Here is a 25,272-nt window from a genome sequence, read left to right as displayed (position 1 = left end):
GATGAAAAAAAAGACAAAGATTATAATAGGAATTCTGATTGCGGCTGTGATAGCAGCCGCAGGAATTACCTGGTATGTTATGAACCAAAAGAATCAGAAAACCGGAAATTCGTCTGCAGAAGTAGTAGCCTGGGATGTGGATATCGAGGAGGAAGAACCTTCCGAGGAAAAAGGAATCCTGATTCCTGGATATACAAGTATGGTAATGAAGGCGAATACAAAGGAGCAGACAGTAAGCATTGGTAATCCGGCAGATAATGATTGCATTTTTGTAATTGTATTGAAACTGGAAGACGGAACGAAACTGTTCGAATCACAAGAGTTGAAACCGGGCGAAGGTCTGGAGAATATTACGCTTGACCAGGAGCTGGAAGCCGGAGAATATCAGGCAGTTATAGAATATAAGTGTTATTCATTAGAAGATAAAAGTCCGTTAAACGGTGGAAGCGCAGAGTTTAAATTATATGTAAAAGAATAAAACGTGGAGGTAGAATGATGAAAAACAAATTAGTAGCAGGATTTATGGCAACAACGATGATGGTATCTGTTATGTCAACAGGTGTTTTTGCAGCAGAGCTTAATCCGGATAGTGAGAGTAATAAAGCGGGAAATACGCAAGTGACTGCAACAGTAGATGAAAATTTAAATAAAGCAAGTTATGTTATACAAATTCCGGATACGGTTGATTTTGGAAAAATACAGCAGCCTGAGACAGAAGGAGATGCATATTCGTATAAAGATATCACAGTATCTTGTATAAAAGCAGAGAATCTGGCGGCAGGAGATGGAATCGCTGTCTTAGTAAAAGATGCGGCAGCTGCTGGAAGCGAAGATCCGTTTAGACTGACACATAATACAAATTCAGATTGTGTTATGACTTATGATATTATAAATAACAAGACGAGTATTCAAAATGGGACATGGTATGCAAATGGATATTTATTTAATACATTTACAGGAGCAGATCAGTCAGCAACTGACCAATTAGTACTGAACCGTGGCCAGTTATATAATAGAGATCTTTCTATCTGGGGTGGACAGTACACGGGTACCCTCAATTTCTATACAAAGATTGTAAGTGTAAATGCAAATTAAAAAAGAGTGGAATAATACGAGAAAAAGCTTGCTTAGAATCTTTTTTATGTCGCTCGTTCTTGTATGTATTTGTACTTTATCAGTTCCAAAGAAATCTCTGGCTCAGGAGACAACAGATTCTGCAACTTATGCGGGAAGTACCAGCGTAAAAGCATATGTGACAGGAAATTCTGAAAATGAGCAGGAGAACCCTTCTGAAGATGAGGAACATTTACAAGACGAAAGCACAACAAATGCGAAAACAGGAGATGAGAGCAAAGCAACAATTTGGATTGCGATATTGCTATTCTCAATGATTGTATTTGGCTGTGGAGTAAAATATAAAAAAGGTAACAAGTAAATAAAAATTTGTGTTATCATAGAAAAAACAAAAGAAATGCAGAAGCGAAAGGGGCGGCAAAAATGAAGGAAAATAAAACAATTAAAATTATCACATTAATCACAGGAATCCTGACAGTGCTGTTAGGCTTTTATGCGGTAGTTCGACCGATGAGGACGTTTTTAGCAATCGGATGGATTCTTGGAATGCTTTTCTTAGTGAATGGTATTGAACTTGTGATACTTTCCTTGTCTAAAGAGAAGAAAGATATCGGAGCATGTATTCTTGGAGTTCTGGAAGGACTTGGCGGTATTATTTTATTATTCAGCGGCGTACAGAGATTTCTGACAGATATCATGGCAACTTATCTGGTTGGAGCCAGCGTCCTGATTTATGGTATCTTCCAGATTGTAGCCGGGGTGAAGAAGTTTAAAGATTCTAAAGGAAAAGGAATTCTGGCGGTTATCTGTGGTGTATTATCAATCATTGTAAGTATTATCGCTTTTACACATCCGGTATTGACAATGTTCTCAGTTGGATATATGATCGCATTTTCTGTTTTGATGCAGGGAATCAATATGATCGTACTTGCTGTGAATTTTGGAAAAGAGAGCGAGGAATAAAAAAAGGAAAGCTTCGACAGCAAAATTCAAGGGGCTGTCGCTTTAACGATTAAAACATCGTGAAGCGGCAGCCCCTTTGGGGTCTAAATCATCATATAGTTGTAAAAAGTTTAAAATAATTTCTTTAATCTTGAAAATATATATCAAAACAACCAGATGGTCTTGACATACGAAATAATAAGAGATAAAATACATATACCCCGTAAGGGTATAAAGGCGAACGAAAGGAGCATGCATATGGCAGACAAGAATGTAGATAATAATGAAAATAAATCAGAAAAAGAATGTTGCTGTCACGCATCCAAGCATCGTACAGAGAAAGAATACAAAGACCTGATGAACCGATTAAGCCGGATTGAAGGTCAGGTACGCGGAATTAAAGGAATGCTGGAAAAGGATGCATATTGTCCGGAGATTCTGGTGCAGGTATCTGCAGTGAATGCGGCACTTAACAGTTTTAATAAAGTATTACTGGCGAATCATATCCGTACCTGTGTGGCGGATGATATCAGGGATGGGAAAGATGAGACGATTGATGAGCTGGTAAAGGTTTTACAGAAGCTTATGCGGTAAGTGAGCGGATAGCACAGTATCCGAAAAGGTGGTATTGATGATTCTGCTACGAGTGTCACAGTATCCAAAAAGTATGTAAAGTTTATAGATGTATAGCCTGCTTAGAAAGTATTTTCTGAGTTTTCTATAAAGGAATAAGAAAATAATGATGACAGGAGGGAACAAAACAACAATGGAACAATATATAGTAACCGGTATGAGCTGCGCAGCCTGCAGCAGCAGAGTGGAAAAAGCAGTCTCGAAGGTACCGGGTGTAACATCCTGCTCGGTGAGTCTCCTTACCAACTCTATGGGAGTTGAGGGAACCGCAAGCGAACAGGAGATTATTAAGGCAGTCACAGATGCCGGATATGGAGCATCAAAAAAAGGCGAAGGTGCAGCAAAGACACAGTCACAAACAGCGTCCGCCGGAGAAGACATGTTAAAAGACAGAGAGACACCGGTATTAAAGAGACGCCTGATCGCATCACTTGGATTTTTGATCGTCCTTATGTATTTCTCCATGGGACATATGATGTGGGGATGGCCGGTTCCGGGATTCATGAAAGATAATCATGTAATGATGGGACTCTTACAGATGCTTCTGACGATTGCAGTTATGGTGATCAACCAGAAGTTCTTCATCAGCGGATTCAAAGGTCTGATCCACAGAGCCCCGAATATGGACACCCTGGTAGCACTTGGATCGGGAGCATCCTTTGTATATAGTACTTATGCACTCTTTGCCATGACAGACGCACAGGTGCGTGGAGATATGGACGCAGTGATGTCTTATATGCATGAGTTTTATTTTGAATCAGCAGCTATGATCCTGGCACTGATCACAGTTGGTAAGATGCTGGAGGCAAGATCAAAGGGAAAGACAACGGATGCATTAAAAGGACTGATGAAGCTTGCACCAAAGACAGCGGTTGTGATTCGTGATGGTAAAGAAGTGCAGGTATCGATCGAACAAGTACAAAAAGGCGATATATTTGTTGTGAAACCGGGAGAAAATATTCCGGTAGACGGTGAAGTCTTAGAAGGAAGCAGTGCAGTCAATGAATCCGCACTGACGGGTGAAAGTATTCCGGTAGATAAGGCGGCAGGAGATAAGGTATCAGCAGCGACAGTGAACCAGTCCGGCTATCTGAAATGCCGTGCAACCAGAGTCGGTGAGGATACAACACTTTCACAGATTATTCAGATGGTAAGTGATGCAGCCGCAACGAAAGCACCGATCGCAAAGATCGCAGACCGTGTATCCGGAGTATTTGTACCAACGGTTATCACGATTGCAGTGATTACAACGGTTGTATGGCTGATTGCCGGACAGAGCATTGGATTCGCATTATCAAGAGGAATTGCAGTTCTGGTTATCAGCTGCCCGTGTGCACTCGGACTTGCCACACCGGTAGCAATCATGGTTGGAAATGGAATGGGTGCCAAGAATGGTATCATGTTCAAGACAGCCGTTTCGCTAGAAGAGACAGGTAAGATGGAGATCGTGGCACTTGATAAGACCGGAACGATCACAAGCGGCGAGCCGAAAGTAACAGATATTATTCCGGCAGCAGGAGTGACAGAAGATACATTATTAAGATATGCTTATGCACTTGAGAATAAGAGTGAACATCCGCTTGCAAGAGCGATTCTTGAAAAGGCAGCAGAAGAAAAAGCTGTGATCGAAGAGGTTACAGAATTCCAGGCACTTCCGGGTAATGGTCTGACAGCTGTGCTTGATGGACATACATTATATGGAGGAAATCATACATTTATCAGCACAAAGGTAAATGTGGACAGCGATATTCAGAAACATTCAGAGAAGCTGGCCGAAGAAGGTAAGACACCATTGTTCTTTGGAAATGAAGAACGTCTGCTTGGTGTGATCGCAGTAGCTGATGTCATCAAAGAAGACAGCCCACAGGCAATCAAAGAATTACAAAACATGGGAATCCATGTCGTTATGCTGACCGGAGATAACGAACGTACCGCAAAAGCCATCGGAAAACAGGCAGGTGTAGATGAAGTCATCGCCGGAGTTCTTCCGGAAGGAAAAGAACAGGTGATCCGTAAGCTGAAAGAAAAAGGAAAAGTTGCGATGGTCGGAGACGGTATCAATGATGCACCGGCACTTACAAGAGCCGATATGGGTATCGCCATCGGAGCCGGAACAGATGTTGCAATTGATGCAGCAGATGTTGTACTGATGAAGAGCCGCTTAAGTGACGTACCGGCGGCTATCCGCATGAGCCGTGCGACACTCCGTAACATTCATGAGAATCTGTTCTGGGCATTCTTCTATAATGTGATCGGAATCCCGCTTGCGGCCGGCGTGTGGTATCCATTATTCGGGTGGAAACTGAACCCGATGTTCGGTGCGGCAGCTATGAGCTTATCAAGCTTTTGCGTTGTATCGAATGCATTGAGACTGAATCTTTTTAAGATGTATGACGCATCCAAAGATAAAAAATTAAAAGCTAAAAAAGAAAAAAAGGTATCCAAGAAGGAGGACAAGACAATGAAAAAAGTAATGCATATTGAGGGAATGATGTGTGGACACTGTGAGGCAGCCGTTAAGAAAGCACTGGAGGCACTTCCACAGGTAGACGAAGCAGTCGTAAGCCACGAGGCAGGAACAGCAGAAGTAACACTGAATGCGGAGATCGCAGATGATGTGCTGAAGAAGACAGTAGAGGATAAGGACTATACTGTAACATCTGTTGCATAAGAAGAGAGAAAAGTATAGTTAAGGAAAAGTCAGTTTTGCTCATGGAAGAGTTAAAACTGGCTTTTTCTTGTATCATTATGCGTTCAGAAGAAGCAGCAGGTGACGCAGGTTCTATATATATCCTATGATTTCTTATATCTATAGTATACTTTTTATTTGAACCGGCAAAAGAACACTGCTATACTTAATTATAAGTATCATAATGAGGAAGGAACGAAAGTTAATGAGAAAAAATGGAATGCTAATGCCGGTCTCAGCACTTCCGGGGGCATATGGAATCGGATGCTTTTCGAGAGAAGCATATAAATTTGTAGACGTATTAAAAGAAGCCGGACAGAAATTATGGCAGATCCTGCCGCTCGGACAGACGGGATACGGAGATTCACCGTACCAGTCATTCTCAACATTTGCGGGAAATCCATATTTTATCGATCTGGAGACGCTGATCGAGGATGAACTTCTGACGAAAGAAGAGTGTGACCAGGCAGATTTCGGAGAGAATGAAGAAGAGATCGATTATGAAAAAATATATAATGCAAGATTTAAAGTATTAAAGCTTGCATATGCAAGAGCCAAAAAGAACGGATTGATGGAAAGTAAGGCGTACCGTACTTATCTGGAAGAAGAAAAAGCATGGCTTGCGGATTATGCATTGTATATGGCAGTGAAAGATTCATTTAACGGAAAAAGCTGGGATCAGTGGGAGGAAGACATCAGGCTGCGTAAGCCGGAAGCAATTGCGGCGTATCAGGAACAATTAAGTTCAGAGATTGAGTTTTATGAATTTCTGCAGTATCTGTTCGCCGGACAGTGGGCCGGACTGAAAGCATATGCCAATGAACAAGGCATTGAGATTATCGGGGATATCCCGATCTATGTAGCATTTGACAGTGCAGATACCTGGGCAAATCCAAAGTTATTCCAGTTAGATGAGGAGAATCTTCCGGTAGCTGTAGCAGGATGCCCGCCGGATGCATTCTCGGCAACCGGACAGTTGTGGGGCAATCCATTATATGCATGGGAGTATCATAAGAAGACCGGATATGACTGGTGGATGAAGCGTGTGGCACACTGCTTTAAACTCTATGATGTCATCCGTATTGATCATTTCCGTGGATTTGATGAATATTATGCAATCCCATACGGAGATAAGACGGCAGAAAATGGAAAATGGATGCCGGGACCGGGTATGGAATTATTCCGTACGATGAAAGAAAAACTCGGTGATCTTCCGATTATCGCAGAAGACTTAGGATTCCTTACAGACACTGTCAGACAATTATTAAAAGACAGCGGATATCCGGGAATGAAAGTTCTGGAATTTGCATTCGTGGCAGGTCAGGACAGCGATTACCTTCCACATAATTATGACAAGAACTGTGTAGTATACACAGGAACCCATGATAACGATACCCTTCAGGGATGGTATCAGACACTTTCGGAAGAAGATAAAGAGATGACGAAGGAGTATCTGAATAATCCATATACACCGGACGAAGAAGTACACTGGGATTTCATAAGTCTGGCAATGAGAAGTGTGGCAGATACGTGCATCATTCCGGTACAGGATTATCTGGGACTTGGTAATAAGGCAAGAATTAATATGCCATCTACACTCGGCGGCAACTGGATGTGGAGAATGAAAAAAGGCGCATTTACAGAGGAACTGATCAAGAAGATCAGAAAAATGACAGAAGTCTGCGCAAGATAAAGATAACAGAAAACAAAAAGAAAACACAATATTCAAACGAAAGGATTCTCTGAGAAGGGAATAGAGACGTTTTGGATATTGTGTTTTTCTTTTTGTTTTGTATATGCCAAAACCTATGATTTTTCATAAAAGTATAATTTTTGACATAAAACGTATGATTTTTTGTATAACAGATATGATTTTTGGTAAAGAAAAAGTATAAAAAATTATAGAATGAGACTGTAATATGTTAAGATGGTATTAATAAAAGGTATGAGGTGTACTATGGGGTTGTTAAAACTGGTGATCGTAGATGATGAGCCGATTCTGCTGGAAGGTCTGGTAAAGACGTATGACTGGAACGGTATGGGATATGAAGTGGTTGGTTTTGCACAGAGCGGAGAGCAGGCGTTAAAGGTAATACGTGAAAAAAACCACACGTAGTGCTGACAGACATCCGGATGAAACAGATTTCCGGACTTATGGTAATGGAAGAAATCAAGAAAGAGAACCCGGAATGTCAGTTCGTGGTATTAAGTGCATACAGGGATTTTGAATATGCGAAGAAGGCATGTGACCTGGGGGCATTCGCATATCTTCTGAAGCCGATCGAAGATGAAAAATTACAGGCGACGATGACAGATGTCGGTAAAATCTGTGAAGATCAGATCAGAAATGAGGAGAAGTATGACAGTTGGGAGCGACTTCTGAAAAAGGACGGAGATGGATTTTTGCAGGTTGTCGTGCAAAAATATGTCCAGAACCGGCTGCCGGAAGAAAAAGTAGATGAAGTCTTCCATACGCTGCAGGATGTCATGAAGGAAGGAGACCGGTTTATTACAGTATATGCAGATCTTGATCTGGCCTATAAGATTACCAATGAACTGGAATATGAAGCTTCGAGATTTTCCATGGTCAGAATGATTGAAGAAAAGATCGCAGAGAGATTCACATACTGGAAATTCGAGAGTGAAGAAGGACATCGTACATTTATTATAAAGACGCAGGAGAACACAGCGGTACATGAGCTGAAAGAATTGCTGGAAGAGGTAAAAAAAGAAGAGAACAGCCCGGTTATTGCAGCAATATCAAAACCATATAAAGGAATCCGCGGAATCAAAAGAAGTTTCGAAGAAGCGCAGAGATTGTACGCTGTTACAAATGCATCCGGAGCGGGAGTATTTACAATCCCGGAGACTGTTGAAGAAAAAGAGGATAGTCCATATCCGGCGGAGGCAGAGATGATGGTGGTCAACAGCGTGCGGAAGAACGATGCCGCACAGTTAAAGCAGGCATTTGTACATTTTATTTATCAACTGCCACACAGAGAAGAACTGCAATGCCAGTATATGCACAAGATCATGGTAAAGACAGAATTCATGTTAAAAGACAGTTACGGGATGGATGAATCACTGAATCAGCAATTTGAAAATTATTATTCGAATATGAGGAACTTAAAGGCGGCAAAAGCGGTGGATGTCTGTTACAAGATTCTGGGAACTGCTATTGAAAAAAGACTGGAAAATGCAGAGAAGAAAGAGAATAAGGGATCAAAAGAATACATTGCAGCGGCTGTGGCATATATAGATGAACATCTGGATAATGAAGACCTTTCGATTGTATCAGTGGCGACACATGTATATCTGAATCCGGTATATTTTGGACGGGTATTCAAGAATACCTTTCATATGACATTCAAACAATATCTGCTGCAGCGTAGAATGGAGCTGGCAAAGAGACTGCTGGAAGACGGAAGAACCAGCATCGGTAATATCTGCGAGCAGGTCGGAATCAGTAATCCATCCTATTTTTCGCATTTGTTTAAAGAATATACAGGACAGCTTCCGAGAGATTACAAAAGGGAATATGAAGTATGAAAAAAAGTAAAATGTCAGGAATCCAGAAAAAGTATCTGAAGTATATGTGTACGCTTCTGATACTGGCACTGGTTCTTTCCAGCATCTGTGTATGGACTTACGTCAGACGGAATATGACAGATGTGATTGTGGATAAGTATGAATTCATGAATGAGAAGATGGGGATAGCCCTGGATAATCTGTACCGGAAGACGGATGCCGTGACAGCAGAGATCATCCTGGAAAATGATGTGCAGAAGAGTCTGAAGAATAAAGAACTGCAGGAAGTAGAGAAGAATGCACTGAGCAAATATTTTGCATATATAGATCTGAATTATGTCGCTGATTACTGCTACATTGATAATAAAAAAAATGTGTACGCAAAATCCTATTCCCAGATTGGTTATTCGGATTTTCAAAGCAGTGGTCTGCGTGAGAAAATGGGGGATGAGTATGCAAAGACGCAGTGGATCTGGACCCGGGACTACCTGTTTGGTACGGGGGATGAAGCATTGTTTATCGGAAGATATGTGAACAGTATGGATTATGCACATGAGCCTGGAATCGTGTATCTGAAGATGAATCAACAGTTTCTGGAAAATGTGATGGATAAAGATAAGAAGATTGCAAAAGATGTTGCAGTGGGAATCATAAGCCCGGAAGGAAAGACTTGCATCCGGCAGGATCCGGAAGATTTCAGTATCGGAAAAAAGACAATGAAGAAGATTACGGAACTGACCAGAACGAAAAAATCCGGTGTGATCGTGCGGGGAAAAAAGATAGAAGGCGGGATTTTACAGGCATACCGACAGGAAGAGACAGGGATGGTGATCTTTACACTGGTGCCGGATATGGTATTGAATCAGGGACTGACTCAGATATTGATTGTATTACTCACTATCTATGCGGTGATCGCAGTGCTGGCGTTTGTATTAAGTCTTTATGCATCACAGACATTTACCCGGCCGATCAGACAGATCAGTGATGCCATGACAAGTTTTGATGGAAATGATTTTACACATACCATTCAGATTCATACAGACACAGAACTGGATAAGATCGGGCATGCCTATAACGAGATGTTGAAGAATATTGAAGAGTTCCAGAACGAGGTCAAGAATCAGCAGAAAGAACTGAGAATCAGTGAGATGAATACGCTGATCAGCCAGATCAATCCGCATTTTCTCTATAATACCCTGGATACCATCTATATGCTGGCGCGGATCAACGGCGAAGAGAAGACGATGAAGATGATACAGGCACTGTCAAAGTATCTGCGTCTGTCACTGAGCAAAGGCCGTGAGATTGTGACAGTAGAAGACGAGCTGGAAAATGTAAAAAGTTATATGGAGATCCAGCAGATCCGCAATGAGAATCTGTTCCACTATGAGATCGAATGTGGAGAAGAGCTGAAAACAAGGTGGATATTAAAGCTGATCCTACAGCCAATTGTGGAAAATGCAGTCAAATATGGATTTTGTGATATCTTTGAAGGCGGTCTGATAAGGATCAGTGTCACTGAACAGGCCGGACAGCTTACATTCAGTGTCTATAATAACGGAACTCCGATGGAAGAGCAGGTGGCGGAGAAGTTAAACGGACTGTCGGAGATACCAGTGTCAAAAATGAAAGAAAGTTTTGAAGACAAAAAACATGGTTATGGTGTGATAAATATTATTACGCGACTGCGGTTGAAGTATGGGGAGGATGTGAGATTTTTCTATGAATCTGATACAAATGGAACCGTCTGTGTTATCCAGATCCCGGATGACGGGAAAGAAAACAGTGAACAGTAGACGGATTATGGCAGCAGTGATGGTGATCGTCATGCTGACAGCACTGACCGGCTGTGCGGGAAAAGAGAATACACAGACCAGAAAAAAGAATAAAGTAGTAGAGATCCCAATGATCCTTACCGTAGATTCCAGTACCGGTAATAAGAATGAAGAGGAAGTGGTGGAGCGGTTCAACAGGGCATACAAAGGGAAGTATCATATAGATGTGGACTGGGTGATGGAGACGGAGGAAGAATACCGGAAGAATCTGAAGCGTATGAATGTGACAGATGAATTACCGGCAATTATCACTGATCTGCGTATGCTTCCGTCTTTCTATCAGATGATGATCAAGAAAGGCAGGATTGAGGACCTGACACCGTACATTAACGAAGATCAGGAATGGAAGGATATGATCGAACCGTCAGTCATGGAATCGGTCCGGGAAGAGGATGGAAAGATTTATCTGGGTCCGATCAGTACGGCGGCATTCGCCTGTTCAGGGGTTTTCTGGAACAGGGAGTTATTTGAACAGGCAGGAATCAGCAGATTCCCTGAGACATGGGAAGAATTCTGGAAATGCTGTGAGAAACTGAAAGCAGCAGGGATCACGCCGCTTGCCCTGCATACGGAAGGAACAGCGTGGGCTGCAATGCTGCTTGCAACAGCAGAAGTAGCAGGAAGTGAAGAAGGTGCGGCATTCATGAAGCAATTATATCCGGATACCTATCAGAATGAACCGGGGCTGGAGATAGCCGGTACATTGAAAAAATTATTTCAATATACGACCCAGGATGCATTACATAATGATTTTGACGTGGCTTATGATAATTTCGTGGCAGGAAATGCCGCGATGATCCCCAATGGTTACTGGATGATTGATCAGATTCCGGAGGAAATGCAGAAAAAAGTATGTTTTTCTGCATTTCCTGAAAATAAACTGATAGGATCACCGGAGACATTCGGTTGGGCGGTTGTATCAACTTATAGTGAAAAGGTGAAAAAAGGAGCAGTTGAGTTCCTCAAATTCAGAACGAAACTGAATAAAGAACAGAAAGAAGAATTGCTGAACAGCAGGACAAGACAGGAAGGAACGCTGTTGGACGATTATCTGAAGGCTTATACGGGAAATCCACAGATTGTACCGAATTATCAGGTGAAGTGGAATTCACTGCTGCAGGAGGATGTACTGGGAGAATGTCTGGCGGAACTGGTACAGGGAAAGATAACGGAGCAGGAATTCACGCAGGCAGAAGACGAAAGCATCCGGCAGTTTGAAGAAGAACAATAGATATGTTTTTTTGTATATCAGGTTGTTTTATTGATACAGGATCTGAGCGCATTTCTGTTAATATAATGACAACAAGAGAAACGAAGGTTTCAAAAAAAGAAAGGCGAGGGAAATGAATTATGAAAATGCGTAAAGTTGTATCAGCAATGCTGGTAGCAGCCATGGCAACAGGTATGGTTGCAGGATGTGGAAGCTCTTCTGACAGTAAGTCAGCTAAGAAAGACGCAAAAGGACAGGTATACTACTTAAACTTCAAACCAGAAGCAGATGAGCAGTGGCAGGAGCTGGCTAAAGAGTATACCAAAGAGACAGGAGTAGATGTAACAGTACTTACAGCTGCTTCCGGAGAATATGAAAAGACATTAAAATCCGAGATGGCTAAAAGCAATGCACCGACATTATTCCAGGTAAACGGACCGGTCGGACTTGCAAGCTGGAAAGATTACTGCTATGACCTGAAAGATTCTGATATCGCAAAAGAGCTTACAAGCGATGACTTCGCTCTGATGGATGGAGACAAGATGTCAGGAATCGCTTATGTAGTAGAAAGCTACGGAATCATTTACAATAAAGAACTGTTAAAGAAAGCAGGATATTCTGCAGATGATATCACTAACTTTGACAGCTTCAAGAAAGTTGTAGAAGATATTACAGCTAACAAAGACAAACTTGGATTCTCAGCATTTACATCTGCTGGTATGGACGGATCGTCTGACTGGAGATTCAAAACACACTTAGCTAACCTTCCAATCTACTACGAATACAAAGACGAAGGAATCAACAACACAGACGCAATCAAAGGTACATACCTTGACAATTATCGTCAGATCTGGGATCTGTACATCAACAACGCAACATGCAAACCAACAGAACTTTCTACAAAGACAGCTGATGATGCAACAGCAGATTTCGTAACTGGTGATGCAGTATTTTATCAGAATGGTACATGGGAATACAACAATGTAAAAGACATTGGAGATGACAATCTTGGAATGCTTCCAATCTACATCGGAGTAGAAGGAGAAGAGGATCAGGGAATCTGTACAGGTACAGAAAACTACTGGTGTGTAAACTCTAAAGCATCTGAAGATGATATTCAGGCAACACTTGATTTCATGGACTGGTGTGTAACATCTGATACAGGTGTAGAGGCAATGTGCAAAGACATGGGATTCACAATTCCATTTAAGAAGAACCTGGAATCAGACAACGTACTTGTTAACGAAGCAAACAAATATACAGAAGACGGAAAGACTCCTGTATCTTGGAACTTCTCAACAATGCCATCTGAAGAGTGGAAGAACGGTGTAGGTTCTGCACTGACATCTTATGCAGCAGATCAGACAGATGCAAACTGGGCAAAAGTTACAACAGCATTCGTTGATGGATGGGCAAAAGAAGCTGCAGCAGCAAAATAAAGATATTAATATCGTAACAATCAAGAATAGTTATATGAAGTGAGTAGTGGCGGGCGGTTGTAAGAAACGTCCGCCGCTTTTACTGAAAAAGTGCAGGGAAATGAGACGAAGATTCTCTGCATGGAAGGAGGAATTTATTATGGAAAAATCCATTAAACGTTATATGCCGATTTTCGTGCTTCCAACGTTTTTTGCATTTATTCTTGGCTTTATCGTTCCTTTTATTATGGGAATCTGGCTTTCATTTTGTAAATTTACAACAGTAACTGATGCAAAATTTGTAGGATTTTCAAACTACATAGAAGCGCTTAAGGATACAGCATTCCGTCATTCATTCTGGTATACGGTACTGTTTGCGATTGCATCGCTTCTGATTATCAATATCATTGCATTTGCACTGGCAATGGCACTGACAAAAGAGATGCATGGAACGAATATTTTCCGTACGATCTTTTTCATGCCAAACCTGATCGGTGGTATCGTGCTTGGATATATCTGGCAGCTGATCTTTAATGGTATACTTTCCAGATATGGTACGGCACTTGCGTTAAATGAGTGGTATGGTTTCTGGGGACTGATCATTCTGGTAAGCTGGCAGCAGATTGGATATATGATGATCATCTATATCGCAGGTCTTCAGTCTATTCCAGGTGACGTTATTGAAGCAGCAGAGATTGACGGGGCAAATAAGATCCAGACATTATTCAAGGTAACCATTCCGATGATGATGCCATCAATTACAATCTGTATGTTCCTGTCAATTACAAATGGATTCAAGTTATTCGATCAGAACCTGTCACTGACAGCCGGTGAACCGTCTAAGATGTCTGAGATGATGGCACTTAATATCTTCAATACATTCTACGGACGTACCGGATGGGAAGGTGTCGGACAGGCGAAGGCAGTCATCTTCTTTGCAATCGTAGTTGTGATCGGTATGATCCAGTTACGTGCAACACGTTCTAAGGAGGTACAGCAGTAATGAAGAAAAAAGCAAGCAAATTAAGCTGGTTTGGAACAGGCGCATTTACGATCATAGGTATTGTATATATCATGCCAATCCTGATCGTGCTGATCAATTCATTTAAAAATAAAGTATTTATCAACAAGGAACCGTTCAAACTTCCGACAAAGCAGACCTTGGTAGGACTTGAAAACTTTATGTCTGCTATTGACAAATATGAGTTGCTGAGTGCAGTCGGCTGGACTGTATTTATCACAGTTGGTTCCGTACTTGTGATCCTTGTATGTACTTCTATGTGTGCATGGTATATTACAAGAGTAAACAGTAAGTTTACAAAACTGTTATATTTACTCTGCGTATTTTCCATGGTTGTTCCGTTCCAGATGGTTATGTTCACCTTATCGCTGGTAGCTGACCGTACCGGTCTTCGTACACCTTGGGGAATCATCATCATTTACCTCGGATTTGGTGCAGGTCTTGCAGTATTCATGTTCTGCGGATTTGTAAAATCCATTCCACTGGAGATTGAAGAAGCAGCAATGATCGACGGATGTACACCACTTCGAACCTTCTTCTCCGTAGTACTTCCGATCATGAAGCCTACTTACATTTCCGTAGGAATCCTGGAGACAATGTGGATCTGGAATGACTTCCTGCTTCCGTATCTGGTACTGGATCTGAATAAGTATAAGACGATCTCAATCGCAATCCAGTATATGAAAGGAAGTTATGGACGTGTAGACATGGGTGCTGTTATGGCAGCGCTGATCCTTGCGGTAATTCCGGTTGTAATCTTCTATCTGGCTTGCCAGAAGCATATTATTAAGGGAGTTGCTGCTGGAGCGGTGAAAGGATAGTTGGTGTTTCGTTCATCATGTTGGATAGCCGGATCTGAATAAAACGGTAGGATGTAACTTTGGATGCTTACTCCGGAGATGTATTGAATGGTCTTGAAAAGGCTGAGTTTTTAAATAGTTTTGTATATTGAAATAAAATACTGCATATGCTATAATGCCAGTTGGCAAAATGAAGAGATGTGTTCATAGTAACGCAGCAAAAGCCCCGGAGGTGCGAACTCCGGGACTTTTTGTCCGTTGTGGCAAGGTGGATTAGTCCTCATTATAAATATTGCATGTAAAAGCATTTAGCGGAAGCTGGATGCTTTTTTCAAAATCCGGGTTTGGGATATGTAGTAAAAATAAATATGAAAAATTTTGTCAAACAGCGACAGTTTTTTGCAAGTTATGTGTATATATAATAGAAGACAATAAATAGATATTTATTACAAATATGTGATATAATATTCAAAGAATACAAAAGTCAGCAGAGGAAAACATGATTCAAATATACATATGTGAAGACGAAAAGATACAATTAGAATTCTGGAAAAGAACCATAGAGGAATATATAAAATCTGCAAACATAATGGCAGAAATTGTCTCAGCACACCAGAATCCGCAGGATATACTGGATGATACAGAGCGGTTTGAAGGTTCACAGAGCCTGTTCATTATAGATATCCAGATGCCGGAATATGACATGAACGGACTGGAACTGGCAAGGCGGCTAAGAGACAAGAATAATGATTATTATCTGGTGTTCATTACCGCTAAAGATGATCTGGCATATAAGGTTTTCGAATATCAGCTGGATGTATTGGATTACATAGTGAAAAAACCAAAGTACTATCTGGAAAATGCAGACACAGTCCCGGTTACAGAACGTTTAAACCGGATCTTTTATAAGATTAGCCAGAATCAGAATGAAACAGAGAAAAAGAAAATACAGTTTGGCTCAGGCGGCAGAAAATATAACATCGCAATAGAAGATATCATATATGTGCAGGCAGTCAAGGGTACACATCTGGTAGAAATCAATATTGCATGTAAGAAAATTCAGGTAAGACAGACATTGAAAGAAATTGCCGGGCAGATAGACATGGAAGAATTTTTGTTCGTAAATAAATCCTGCATTGTGCAAAAGCGGATGATATTATCGGTTGATAAGAAGAACAGAAGAGTGAATCTAACCGGTGGATATCAGGTGGAAGTATCGGTGCGGGAAATGAAGAAAGTCTGTAAAGAAACAGAAAGGCTGGGAATAAGAAATGCGGTTCATATATGATTTGTTATCAGCAACTATTATAGTAATGAGTGTTACAGGACTTCTCGTAGATCAAATAAAGAAATATCAGTATATTGTATTATTGGTTTACATAATGGTTATGGTTGAATTGAGTTCAATTACTGGTTTGGGACAGATTGTCGGCTTGATAATGGCACCGATTTTATTCTTGATATTAGCATTTTTTATAAAAAAAAGAAAAATATGGAACTTGTGTCTGGGATGTGTGGGATATTTATTGAATATTACGTTTAATAATCTTGTAATATATGTAGTAAGCAAAATTGGAAAAGTATCAGCTTTGACGATGTCGGAGAAGTATTGGTTACAATTTTCAGTGGGATATGTGGTGCTTCTGGGAATTGTGTTATACATAATTAGAGAATGTCTGATACGAAAAAGAGATAAAGCAATAGAAGAAACGTCCGGAATGATAACAAGAGGATTGTTCATCAATTTGATACTTTTTATGATTGTATTCATAATAAATGTATCTATGGGAGAACAAATCGGTTATTCTGTTCAGGGGATAAGATTCAATATCATACTATTTGCAATTTGTCTGATGATAAGTTCGATTCTTTTTGTAGTATGTATTAAGACTGTAAAGAGGGAAGAAGAACAGAAAGCAGAAGAAAAACAGTTAAAAATATTAGAAGCATATATAAAAAATCTGGAACAGCTAAATGAAAAAACAAGTGCATTCCGGCACGATTACAAAAATATCTTATCTGGATTAACTGGCTTTCTAAAAGAAGGAAAAACAGAAGAAATGACAGCGTATCTGTCAGAAATCATACATGCAACAGAAAAGATCAGTGAAGATCAGGACCTAGCATGGAAAGAATTAAGATATGTATATCCACTAGAGTTAAAAGGATTTTTATACGAAAAAATCTTATCTGCATACGCACAGAAGGTTCAGATGCAGGTACAGGTAGCTGAGAAATTAGATTTTCAATGTAGTTATATGAATGATGTCATTCGGATACTTGGAATATTTATCGATAATGCAATTGAAGAAACCACGGATATGGAAAATGGCTATGTCGTCATTGTTGCTATGAATACAGAGCAGGGCTGCCTCTTTTCTGTAGCTAATAATTATAAGAACAAACCGGAACTGGCACAGATGCAGCAACAGGGATATACGACAAAAGGAGAAAATCATGGTATGGGATTGTATTGGGCGGAAGAGATGATAAAGAAGCACGGGGTTATACATAATGTAAATATTACAGATACGGAAGTTGTGCAGGAAATAGAGATTGTAAAAGAATAAAATGGATGAAAGCAGTTGCAGAAATGTAGCTGTTTTTTTATACCATGGTATGTAAGCGAAGCTGCCAGTGACAGGTTCTCTGTATGCACAAAATGTGAAGGAGAAGATATAAGTCGCCTGTTTTAGATTTTGGTACGTTCATGCCGGAATATGATACGTTCACGCCAAAGCTATTATTTATAAATTAAATCAGGGTATAATATTTGATATGGAATTTTGGTGTAATAAAGATAATAGATGGGAAGATGAGGTGGTGTCAGAAATGAAAATAAAGCTGCTGTGTTATAAAAAATAAATTGTTTGAAAAAACATATCCAGCGACTTACTATATACTTATAGGTCAGAGAACAGAATATGCAAATAAAAAGATTGTGAGGTGTGGGGAATGAGCAAAGGGAAAAAACGGCTGCAATATTTTTCAATAATCATGCAGATAGTGCTTCAGGCGGTCCTTCTGTTCCCTTGGATGAATCTGGGAACGTGGAAGTGTAATGTGCCGTGGTATCTGATAAAGATGCTTAGATCAGGAAAAGGACTTGGGTATGTGAAGAGCAGCCTGAAGCCATTGGGGGCACTGGAAGGACTGGACAACCAGATGGTAGTGCAGGTATTGATATTGTTTGTGGCTGAGCTGATATTGGTACTATTGATACAGCTGCTGGGGCTGGTAAACCTGTTCTTTTCACTGAAGAACAGGCACAAATTAATGCCGGATGTGATAGCTTTGATCGCCGGATGTATGATTTCCTATCTGGGAGCAGATGGCGCGGTGTTTACAGATCCGGTATCGCAGGTGTATCCATTTGTTATGGTGATGCTGTTGGTGATTAACCTGATAGCAGCGAAAGCGCTGGATTCCTGGGAAGAACAGAAGGAAATGCAGGAAGCAGTCAAAGCGAAGGAAAAAGCTTATAAAGAAGAAAAGGAACGGCGTCTGGGCTTTCATGGGAAATATCCGGAAGGATTCTACCGTATGATGTGGAAGAATTTCAAGAGATCAAGGAAGGATTTTATCGTGTATGAGAGTATGAATCTGCTTCCTGCAAGTCTGATCTTTGCCGGAGTCGGGATGGCGCAGATGCTGGCACCGTTTAACAAAGAAGGAAATATCCTGACAGGACATGGGATTACTGCCATTTTACTGGAATTTTTGATCGTGAGTCTGATCGCATCACTGATGTTGATGATTGCGAATCTGCTTTCGTATTTCCGAAAGAGGATGAGGAATTACAGTATATTTACCAGTATGGGAATGCGCAAATCAACGCTGTATGCCCTGCTTGGTGCGGAGATCGGAGCGGGGATCGTGAGTATGCTGGTTGGCGGTGGATGTATCGGTGGAGTGATTTTATTCATCCTTCGAAGAATTTTCTTATCAAAATCAGGGATGGGGGAAGAGCCAGCGAAGGTTACGGCATTTTCCTATCTGATTGCAAGTTTGATATTGATCGGCATATCTGTGATCGGTCTGATGATCATCCGGGATTTCTTCCTGTACAGGGAGCTTCGCAAGATTCAGCTTGGGGACGTAGAAAAAGAGAAGATGCCAGAAAAAAGGGTTCCGTTGTGGCTGGCAGTTGGAATTATCCTGACACTTATAGCACTCTGGCAGTTTGGAATGCGGACGAAAGCAGAAGGAATCAAGATTATCCTGTTATTATTTGCCGGAATCTATCTGGTGGAGAAGTTTGGATTCGCGCTGTTTCTGAAGCTTCGTAAGAATAAGCGGACGTATTATGAAAAGCTGATGCCTTATAATACATTTTATTACCGTTTCAAAAGCACATTCCGGTATGTATATGTGATCAGTATTATACCGGTACTGGTATTGTTTGTATTTGGCAAAGGTATGATCTCTGCAAAGATAGCAGAAAAGCCGGAGACATTATTCCCATATGATTTTGTATGTATGGCGACAGAAGAAGATGAGACGTTCTGGAATCAGTTGAAGGAAACGTACGATATAAAGCTGCAGGAATATCCGATGGTCCGTGTAACGAATGTGGATAATTCGGAAAAGATGGATGATATCCGGAAGGTCATTATGCCGCAGGGACAGCATATCGGAATCTCTGAAAGTACATATAAGAAGTTATGCGCGGCGGCAGGAAAGAAAGCTGAGAATCTGAATCTGTCGGCAGATGGGAAGGATGTCTATATCATTTACCAGCAGGCGAAGAGTGTCAAAGCACATCCGCTGGATTATATGAACAGCAGGAAGAATCCGTATCTGCATATCGGACAGCCGTTGCAAAGTTACTGGTATCTGGACCGGGAAAAACTTTACCCAAAACGGACAGTAACAGGAGAAACGATTGATGTATTGACCGGTGCATTCCGCCAGGGAAGCGAAGAGAATCTGGTTGTATTTTCAGATGAATATTTTGAAAATGTACAGGATGACTGGAAGAAATATAACTGGATCACGGGAGATCCGGTACAAAAAGAAGAAGCCGTCGAAGGCGTCGGTATCCATCACTGGCCGACCAGACTGGTGTTATTGAATGTGAAAAATGCGGATTATGAAGCAGTTGAAAAAGACCTTCAGGCATTCCGCAAGGCACATGAAGTAGACGAAAAATTTGACCAGGATGTATTATCCTGTTATGCAAAACGTACTTCGATAGAGCAGATGAAGAGCGAACGCTTTATGACGACGGTCGTGGACATATTTATCATGGGTGCATTTCTTCTTGGAAGTATTCTGGTGATTTATCTGAAATATGAATCTGAGATGAAGGACAAGAAACGCCGGAATGAGTTCCTGACCTGTATTGGCATGAGAACGAAGGAACGGATACAGGTGATACGCACAGAGACCAGGATATTTTTCTGGGTTCCAGTGGCCGTACTTCTGGTTACGGTGCCGGTATTGACTGCCGAAATGTGGAAGATGCGTCAATATACCGGAGTAGATTGTGGAAAATATGCGAAATATCTTCTGATATTAACCGGAATCTATCTGGTGCTGCAGGGGATTGGTGTAAAAGTGATTGAGTGGCATACAATCAGAAAGGTGGAAGGAAAGCATGAAAGAAATCTTAAAGGTAAATAATCTGATCAAAAAATTTCCAAAAGCCGGTGGGGAGATTGAAGATGAGGATGCAATCTCTGTATTACGGGGGATTAACTTTGATGTAGAGCAGGGTGATTATGTCGGCATCATGGGAAAATCCGGCTGTGGTAAGACGACGCTTCTGAAGATTCTGGGGTTCATGGATCAGCAGACAGACGGGGATGTGATCTTTGATGGTGTAAATAGTAATGAATTGTGGCGGGAGGAGCTTACGGATATCAGGCGCCGGAAGATTGGATTCGTATTCCAGGATTTTAATCTGCTGGACAGTCTGTCGGTAAAGGAAAATATCATGCTCCCGGTATTGTTAGATAAGATAGAGCAGAAAGAATGCGAAGAAAAAGCAGAGTCGCTGGAGAAGCAGTTCGGGATAGATCAGCTGGAAGATAAAAGTCCGTACGAATTATCCGGCGGCGAAAGACAGAGAGTGGCTATCTGCCGGGCGCTGATCAATAATCCGAGCATCATATTTGCAGATGAGCCGACGGGAAATCTTGATTCGAAGTCTGGAAAGGTCGTGGCGGATGAATTCCAGAAGATCAATGAGAAGCTTGGAAAGACAATCCTGATGGTTACGCATGATCCGCAGATGGCAAGCAGATGCAAAAGAGTTATATTTTTAAAAGACGGGCTTGTGATGAATGATGTGCGTAAAAGTGGAAGTGATGAGGAATTTTATAAGGTGATTATTAGAGAGATGGAGAAGTTCTAAGTAATATAAAGGCAGCAGAAGGGAGCAGACAGAAGATGAACTCTAATTTCGAATATTATAAAATATTTTATTATGTAGCAAAGTATGAAAATCTTACAAAAGCAGCGACAGCACTAAAGACCAGCCAGCCGGCGGTCACACGTACCATTCACAAGCTGGAGAATGAACTGGGATGCCGGTTATTTACCAGAAGCAAGACCGGTATGAAACTGACTCCGGAAGGGAGAACATTCTATGGTTACGTGGCGGCCGGGTGTGCCCAGTTTTTCAAAGGGGAAAATGACCTGAGCAATCTTATTTCGCTGGAAAATGGTACGATCTATATCAGTGCCACGGAGACGGCACTTCATTGTTATCTCTTTCAGGCGATGGAAGAATTCAACAGTTTGTATCCGAATGTAAGATTCAAGATCCTGAATAACAGTACGACAGAATCCGTCAATGCGGTAAAAGAAGGAAAAGTAGACCTTGCATTTGTATCGGCGAATCTACAGGTGGCGAAGCCGCTTCGTATGAAGATATTGAGAAAATACAGGGATATACTGATCGCCGGAAAGCGGTTTGAAGAATTGAAAACGGGAAAAGAGGAATTGTCGCTTAAGGAACTGGTGTCATATCCATGGATCAGTCTGACTGCAGAGACGATTACGCGCCGCTTTTTAAATGAATACTTTGAAAAGAACGGTCTGACATTTGCGCCGGATATGGAGCTTGCGACGACGGATATGATCCTTCCGGCGGTAAGACATAATCTGGGTCTTGGATTCATCCCGGCAGAATTTGCCGATTCACAGCTGGAATCCGGGCAGGTGTTTGAAATCAAAGTGAAAGAAAAATTACCGGAACGTAATATCATATTAATCTACGATATGGAGTATCCGCAGAGTATTGCGGCGAAAGAATTTCAGAAGTTTCTGAAAGAAAGGGAGATGTCCTATACGGACTACTAAAATAAAAAATACAGAAAGCTTTTTTCAGAAGAAGAATCACAATAGAAAGAATCAGGAAAAAAGCGTAAGAAAAAAGCCGGGAAGCTTACAAGAATTCGGATGATCGATCATGATCTGATAAAGGTATCGAATTGGAGTAAAATATGTAAGCTTCCCGGCTTTTTTATTGAAAACAAACTAATTAATTGGAATTATTATTTATGCCACTCCCAGTTTCTGATCTCTTCGAGATCCTGTCCATATTCGGCAATGTACTGTTTGTGCTCTACCAGCTTGTCGTTCATCTTCTGGATCAGGAATGATCCCTTGTTGCCAAGCTGTGGCAGGTGCATGATAGCATCTTTTACCAGGTTGAAACGGTCGATCTGGTTCTGTACACGCATATCGAATGGTGTAGTGATCGTTCCTTCTTCCTGATATCCATGAACAGAGATGTTGTGGTTGTTACGCTCATATGTAAGCTCATGGATCAGTGTCGGATATCCATGGAATGCGAAGATGATTGGTTTATCTTTTGTAAAGATTGCATCATATTCTGCATCACTTAATCCGTGAGGATGTTTGTGGTCAGATTCCATCTTGAACAGGTCGACAACGTTAACAACACGGATCTTAAGTTCTGGCATTTCATCACGAAGAATTGTAACAGCAGCCATTGTCTCAAGTGTAGGTGTGTCACCGCAGCAAGCCATAACAATATCAGGTTCTTTACCGCAGTCGTTACTAGCCCACTCCCAGATACCGATACCCTGTGTACAGTGCTTAACAGCCTGTTCCATAGATAACCACTGGCAGCTTGGGTGCTTAGATGCTACGATCGCATTGACGTAGTTCTTGCTCTTGATACAGTGATCGAAGCAAGAGAGTAAGCAGTTTGTATCCGGTGGGAGATACATGCGGACAACATCTGCTTTTTTATTAGCAATGTGATCCAGGAATCCTGGGTCCTGATGTGTGAATCCGTTGTGATCCTGCTGCCATACATTGGATGTCAGGATGAAGTTAAGGGAAGCAATCGGCTGTCTCCAAGAAAGCTGGTTACATACTTTTAACCATTTTGCATGCTGGGCAGCCATAGAGTCAACGATACGGATGAATGCTTCGTAACTTGCGAAGAATCCGTGACGTCCTGTTAACAGATAACCTTCCAGCCATCCTTCACACATATGCTCACTTAACATACCGTCCATGATACGTCCGTTTCTTGCCAGACAGTCATCTGTGTCAAGAAGTCCTGCGTTCCAGTCACGGTTCTGTGTCTCGAATACTTTGTATAAACGGTTAGACATACTCTCATCAGGTCCGAAGATACGGAAGTTCTTGTTTTCTTCGTTCAGTTCGAAGATATCACGGATATATCCGCCAAGTTCGATCATATCCTGTGCTTTTGTCTTACCAGGCTGAACTTCGATTCCATAAGAACGGAAGTCAGGAAGTCTTAAGTCTTTTAATAATAATCCACCATTTGCATGAGGGTTAGCGCCGAGACGAGCATCTCCCTTAGGTGCAAGTTCTGCAAGTTCTGGGATCAGGCGTCCGTTTTCATCGAAGAGTTCTTCCGGATGATAGCTTTCCAGCCACTCTTTTAAGAGTTCCAGATGTTCCGGACTTTCCATTGTAAGTGGTACCTGATGTGCACGGAAAGATCCTTCGATCTGCTGTCCGTCTACTACCTTTGGTCCGGTCCATCCCTTTGGTGTACGAAGAACGATCATTGGCCACATTGGACGCTCTGGATCATTGTTCTCACGTGCATTTTTCTGGATGGCTTTGATCTCTTCGATAACAGTATCCATTGTCTCTGCCATCTTCTTGTGCATTGTCATCGGATCGTCACCTTCTACAAAGTAAGGCTTCCATCCGCATCCTTTGAAGAAATTCTCGATCTCTTCGTGAGAGATACGGGAGAAGATGGTAGGGTTACTGATCTTATATCCATTTAAATGAAGAATTGGAAGTACAGCACCGTCTGTAATAGGGTTCAGGAATTTGTTGGACTGCCATGAAGTAGCCAGAGGGCCAGTTTCAGCTTCACCATCACCAACAACAACTGTTGCAATCAGATCCGGGTTATCGAATACAGCACCGAATGCATGGGCGATAGAGTATCCAAGCTCTCCACCTTCGTTGATAGATCCAGGTGTCTCTGGTGCACAGTGACTAGGAACTCCACATGGGAAGGAGAACTGTTTGAACATCTTCTTCATACCTTCCTCATCCTGGCTGATGTTCGGATATACTTCGCTGTAAGAACCTTCCAGATATGTATTGGCAATCAAGAAGTTACCGCCATGTCCAGGTCCTGATAATAAGATCATATCCAGATCATAACGTTTGATTTCACGGTTGCAGTGTACATATACGAAGTTCTGTCCTGGAACAGTACCCCAGTGTCCAACGATTTTCTTCTTGATCTGATCCATGGTAAGTGGCTCTTTTAAGAGCGGATTGTCAAGAAGGTATAACTGACCAGCTGACAGATAGTTGGCAGCACGCCAGTAGGCATTCATCTTCTCAAGCATTTCCTGAGATAATGGCTGTTTCTCAAGACATGTTTTTGTGTCTTCCATATTCATACCTCTTTCATAAAAATAATTTCTTTTGCGTTAATTTTTTAACCATCTGTAGGATAACACAACGGGAAATATACGTAAAATAGCAATTTTGCATCGGTATTATAAGTTTTTGATATGGATTGAATAAAGGGAAGGTAATACAATATGTAATGGAAAAAAAGCAAAATGATGAAACAGACAATTCTTGAATGAACTGAAAAAACAGGATATACTTTTATTATATATGAGGCAGGTAATA

20 protein-coding genes are annotated in these 25,272 nt (G+C 41.3%); 19 read left to right on the top strand and 1 reads right to left on the bottom strand.

Annotation, left to right across the window (positions count from 1 at the left end; all coding sequences use genetic code 11):
* Position 1 precedes the first annotated feature (1 nt).
* The 19 genes from ACWJAF_RS00960 to ACWJAF_RS00870 all read left to right on the top strand — a co-directional run bounded on the left by ACWJAF_RS00960 (position 2) and on the right by ACWJAF_RS00870 (position 22,458).
* Positions 2-478: a hypothetical protein gene (locus ACWJAF_RS00960; protein WP_147322152.1), complete on the top strand. Its 477-nt coding sequence runs from the start codon at positions 2-4 to the stop codon at positions 476-478.
* 17 nt (positions 479-495) lie between these two features.
* Positions 496-1,095 carry a hypothetical protein gene (locus ACWJAF_RS00955; RefSeq protein ID WP_448861602.1) on the top strand — a complete coding sequence of 200 codons (600 nt, stop codon included), beginning with the start codon at positions 496-498 and terminating at the stop codon, positions 1,093-1,095.
* Positions 1,085-1,435 (top strand): hypothetical protein, encoded by a 351-nt coding sequence (locus ACWJAF_RS00950; RefSeq protein WP_448861600.1) that lies wholly within the window; start codon positions 1,085-1,087, stop codon positions 1,433-1,435. The genes ACWJAF_RS00955 and ACWJAF_RS00950 overlap by 11 nt, the downstream gene beginning before the upstream one ends.
* 62 nt (positions 1,436-1,497) lie before the next feature.
* Positions 1,498-2,037, top strand: coding sequence for an HdeD family acid-resistance protein (locus ACWJAF_RS00945; RefSeq protein WP_448861598.1), 540 nt, complete (start codon positions 1,498-1,500; stop codon positions 2,035-2,037).
* A gap of 231 nt (positions 2,038-2,268) precedes the next feature.
* A complete protein-coding gene (locus tag ACWJAF_RS00940; protein ID WP_296033870.1) occupies positions 2,269-2,610 on the top strand; it encodes a metal-sensing transcriptional repressor in 342 nt (113 codons plus the stop codon).
* Between the two features lie 172 nt (positions 2,611-2,782).
* Complete coding sequence (locus ACWJAF_RS00935; RefSeq protein WP_448861595.1) at positions 2,783-5,320, top strand: heavy metal translocating P-type ATPase; 2,538 nt, start codon at positions 2,783-2,785, stop codon at positions 5,318-5,320.
* A gap of 223 nt (positions 5,321-5,543) precedes the next feature.
* Entirely contained in the window at positions 5,544-7,031 is a 1,488-nt protein-coding gene (gene malQ, locus ACWJAF_RS00930; protein WP_448861593.1) for a 4-alpha-glucanotransferase, read from the top strand.
* A gap of 264 nt (positions 7,032-7,295) precedes the next feature.
* Positions 7,296-7,454 (top strand): hypothetical protein, encoded by a 159-nt coding sequence (locus tag ACWJAF_RS00925; RefSeq protein WP_243871016.1) that lies wholly within the window; start codon positions 7,296-7,298, stop codon positions 7,452-7,454.
* Between the two features lie 17 nt (positions 7,455-7,471).
* Complete coding sequence (locus ACWJAF_RS00920; RefSeq protein ID WP_448861591.1) at positions 7,472-8,887, top strand: response regulator transcription factor; 1,416 nt, start codon at positions 7,472-7,474, stop codon at positions 8,885-8,887.
* Positions 8,884-10,662: a sensor histidine kinase gene (locus tag ACWJAF_RS00915; protein WP_448861589.1), complete on the top strand. Its 1,779-nt coding sequence runs from the start codon at positions 8,884-8,886 to the stop codon at positions 10,660-10,662. Before ACWJAF_RS00920 ends, ACWJAF_RS00915 begins: the two co-directional genes overlap by 4 nt.
* Complete coding sequence (locus ACWJAF_RS00910; protein ID WP_448861588.1) at positions 10,652-11,932, top strand: ABC transporter substrate-binding protein; 1,281 nt, start codon at positions 10,652-10,654, stop codon at positions 11,930-11,932. Before ACWJAF_RS00915 ends, ACWJAF_RS00910 begins: the two co-directional genes overlap by 11 nt.
* Positions 11,933-12,051: 119 nt before the next feature.
* Positions 12,052-13,350: an ABC transporter substrate-binding protein gene (locus tag ACWJAF_RS00905; protein ID WP_448861586.1), complete on the top strand. Its 1,299-nt coding sequence runs from the start codon at positions 12,052-12,054 to the stop codon at positions 13,348-13,350.
* Between the two features lie 139 nt (positions 13,351-13,489).
* Positions 13,490-14,332 (top strand): carbohydrate ABC transporter permease, encoded by an 843-nt coding sequence (locus tag ACWJAF_RS00900; RefSeq protein WP_296094835.1) that lies wholly within the window; start codon positions 13,490-13,492, stop codon positions 14,330-14,332.
* Positions 14,332-15,171 carry a carbohydrate ABC transporter permease gene (locus ACWJAF_RS00895; RefSeq protein WP_448861584.1) on the top strand — a complete coding sequence of 280 codons (840 nt, stop codon included), beginning with the start codon at positions 14,332-14,334 and terminating at the stop codon, positions 15,169-15,171. Before ACWJAF_RS00900 ends, ACWJAF_RS00895 begins: the two co-directional genes overlap by 1 nt.
* 478 nt (positions 15,172-15,649) lie before the next feature.
* Complete coding sequence (locus tag ACWJAF_RS00890) at positions 15,650-16,438, top strand: LytR/AlgR family response regulator transcription factor (protein ID WP_296033926.1); 789 nt, start codon at positions 15,650-15,652, stop codon at positions 16,436-16,438.
* A gap of 307 nt (positions 16,439-16,745) precedes the next feature.
* A complete protein-coding gene (locus tag ACWJAF_RS00885) occupies positions 16,746-17,720 on the top strand; it encodes a sensor histidine kinase (protein WP_448861582.1) in 975 nt (324 codons plus the stop codon).
* Positions 17,721-18,147: 427 nt separating this feature from the next.
* Positions 18,148-20,775 (top strand): hypothetical protein, encoded by a 2,628-nt coding sequence (locus ACWJAF_RS00880; RefSeq protein ID WP_448861580.1) that lies wholly within the window; start codon positions 18,148-18,150, stop codon positions 20,773-20,775.
* The gene (locus ACWJAF_RS00875) at positions 20,750-21,508 is read left to right on the top strand and encodes an ABC transporter ATP-binding protein (protein WP_448861578.1); all 759 of its coding nucleotides are present in this window, start codon (positions 20,750-20,752) and stop codon (positions 21,506-21,508) included. Before ACWJAF_RS00880 ends, ACWJAF_RS00875 begins: the two co-directional genes overlap by 26 nt.
* 35 nt (positions 21,509-21,543) lie before the next feature.
* Positions 21,544-22,458, top strand: coding sequence for a LysR family transcriptional regulator (locus tag ACWJAF_RS00870; RefSeq protein ID WP_296033931.1), 915 nt, complete (start codon positions 21,544-21,546; stop codon positions 22,456-22,458).
* A 194-nt stretch (positions 22,459-22,652) separates the two neighbouring features.
* On the opposite strand, the gene ACWJAF_RS00865 is transcribed toward ACWJAF_RS00870, so the two are convergent.
* Positions 22,653-25,028 carry a phosphoketolase family protein gene (locus ACWJAF_RS00865; protein WP_448861576.1) on the bottom strand — a complete coding sequence of 792 codons (2,376 nt, stop codon included), beginning with the start codon at positions 25,026-25,028 and terminating at the stop codon, positions 22,653-22,655.
* Positions 25,029-25,272 lie beyond the last annotated feature (244 nt).

It is taken from the genome of Dorea sp. (assembly GCF_977044405.1).
Note: the sequence above shows the minus strand (reverse complement) of the source record. Positions and strands in the feature narration are given on the sequence as shown.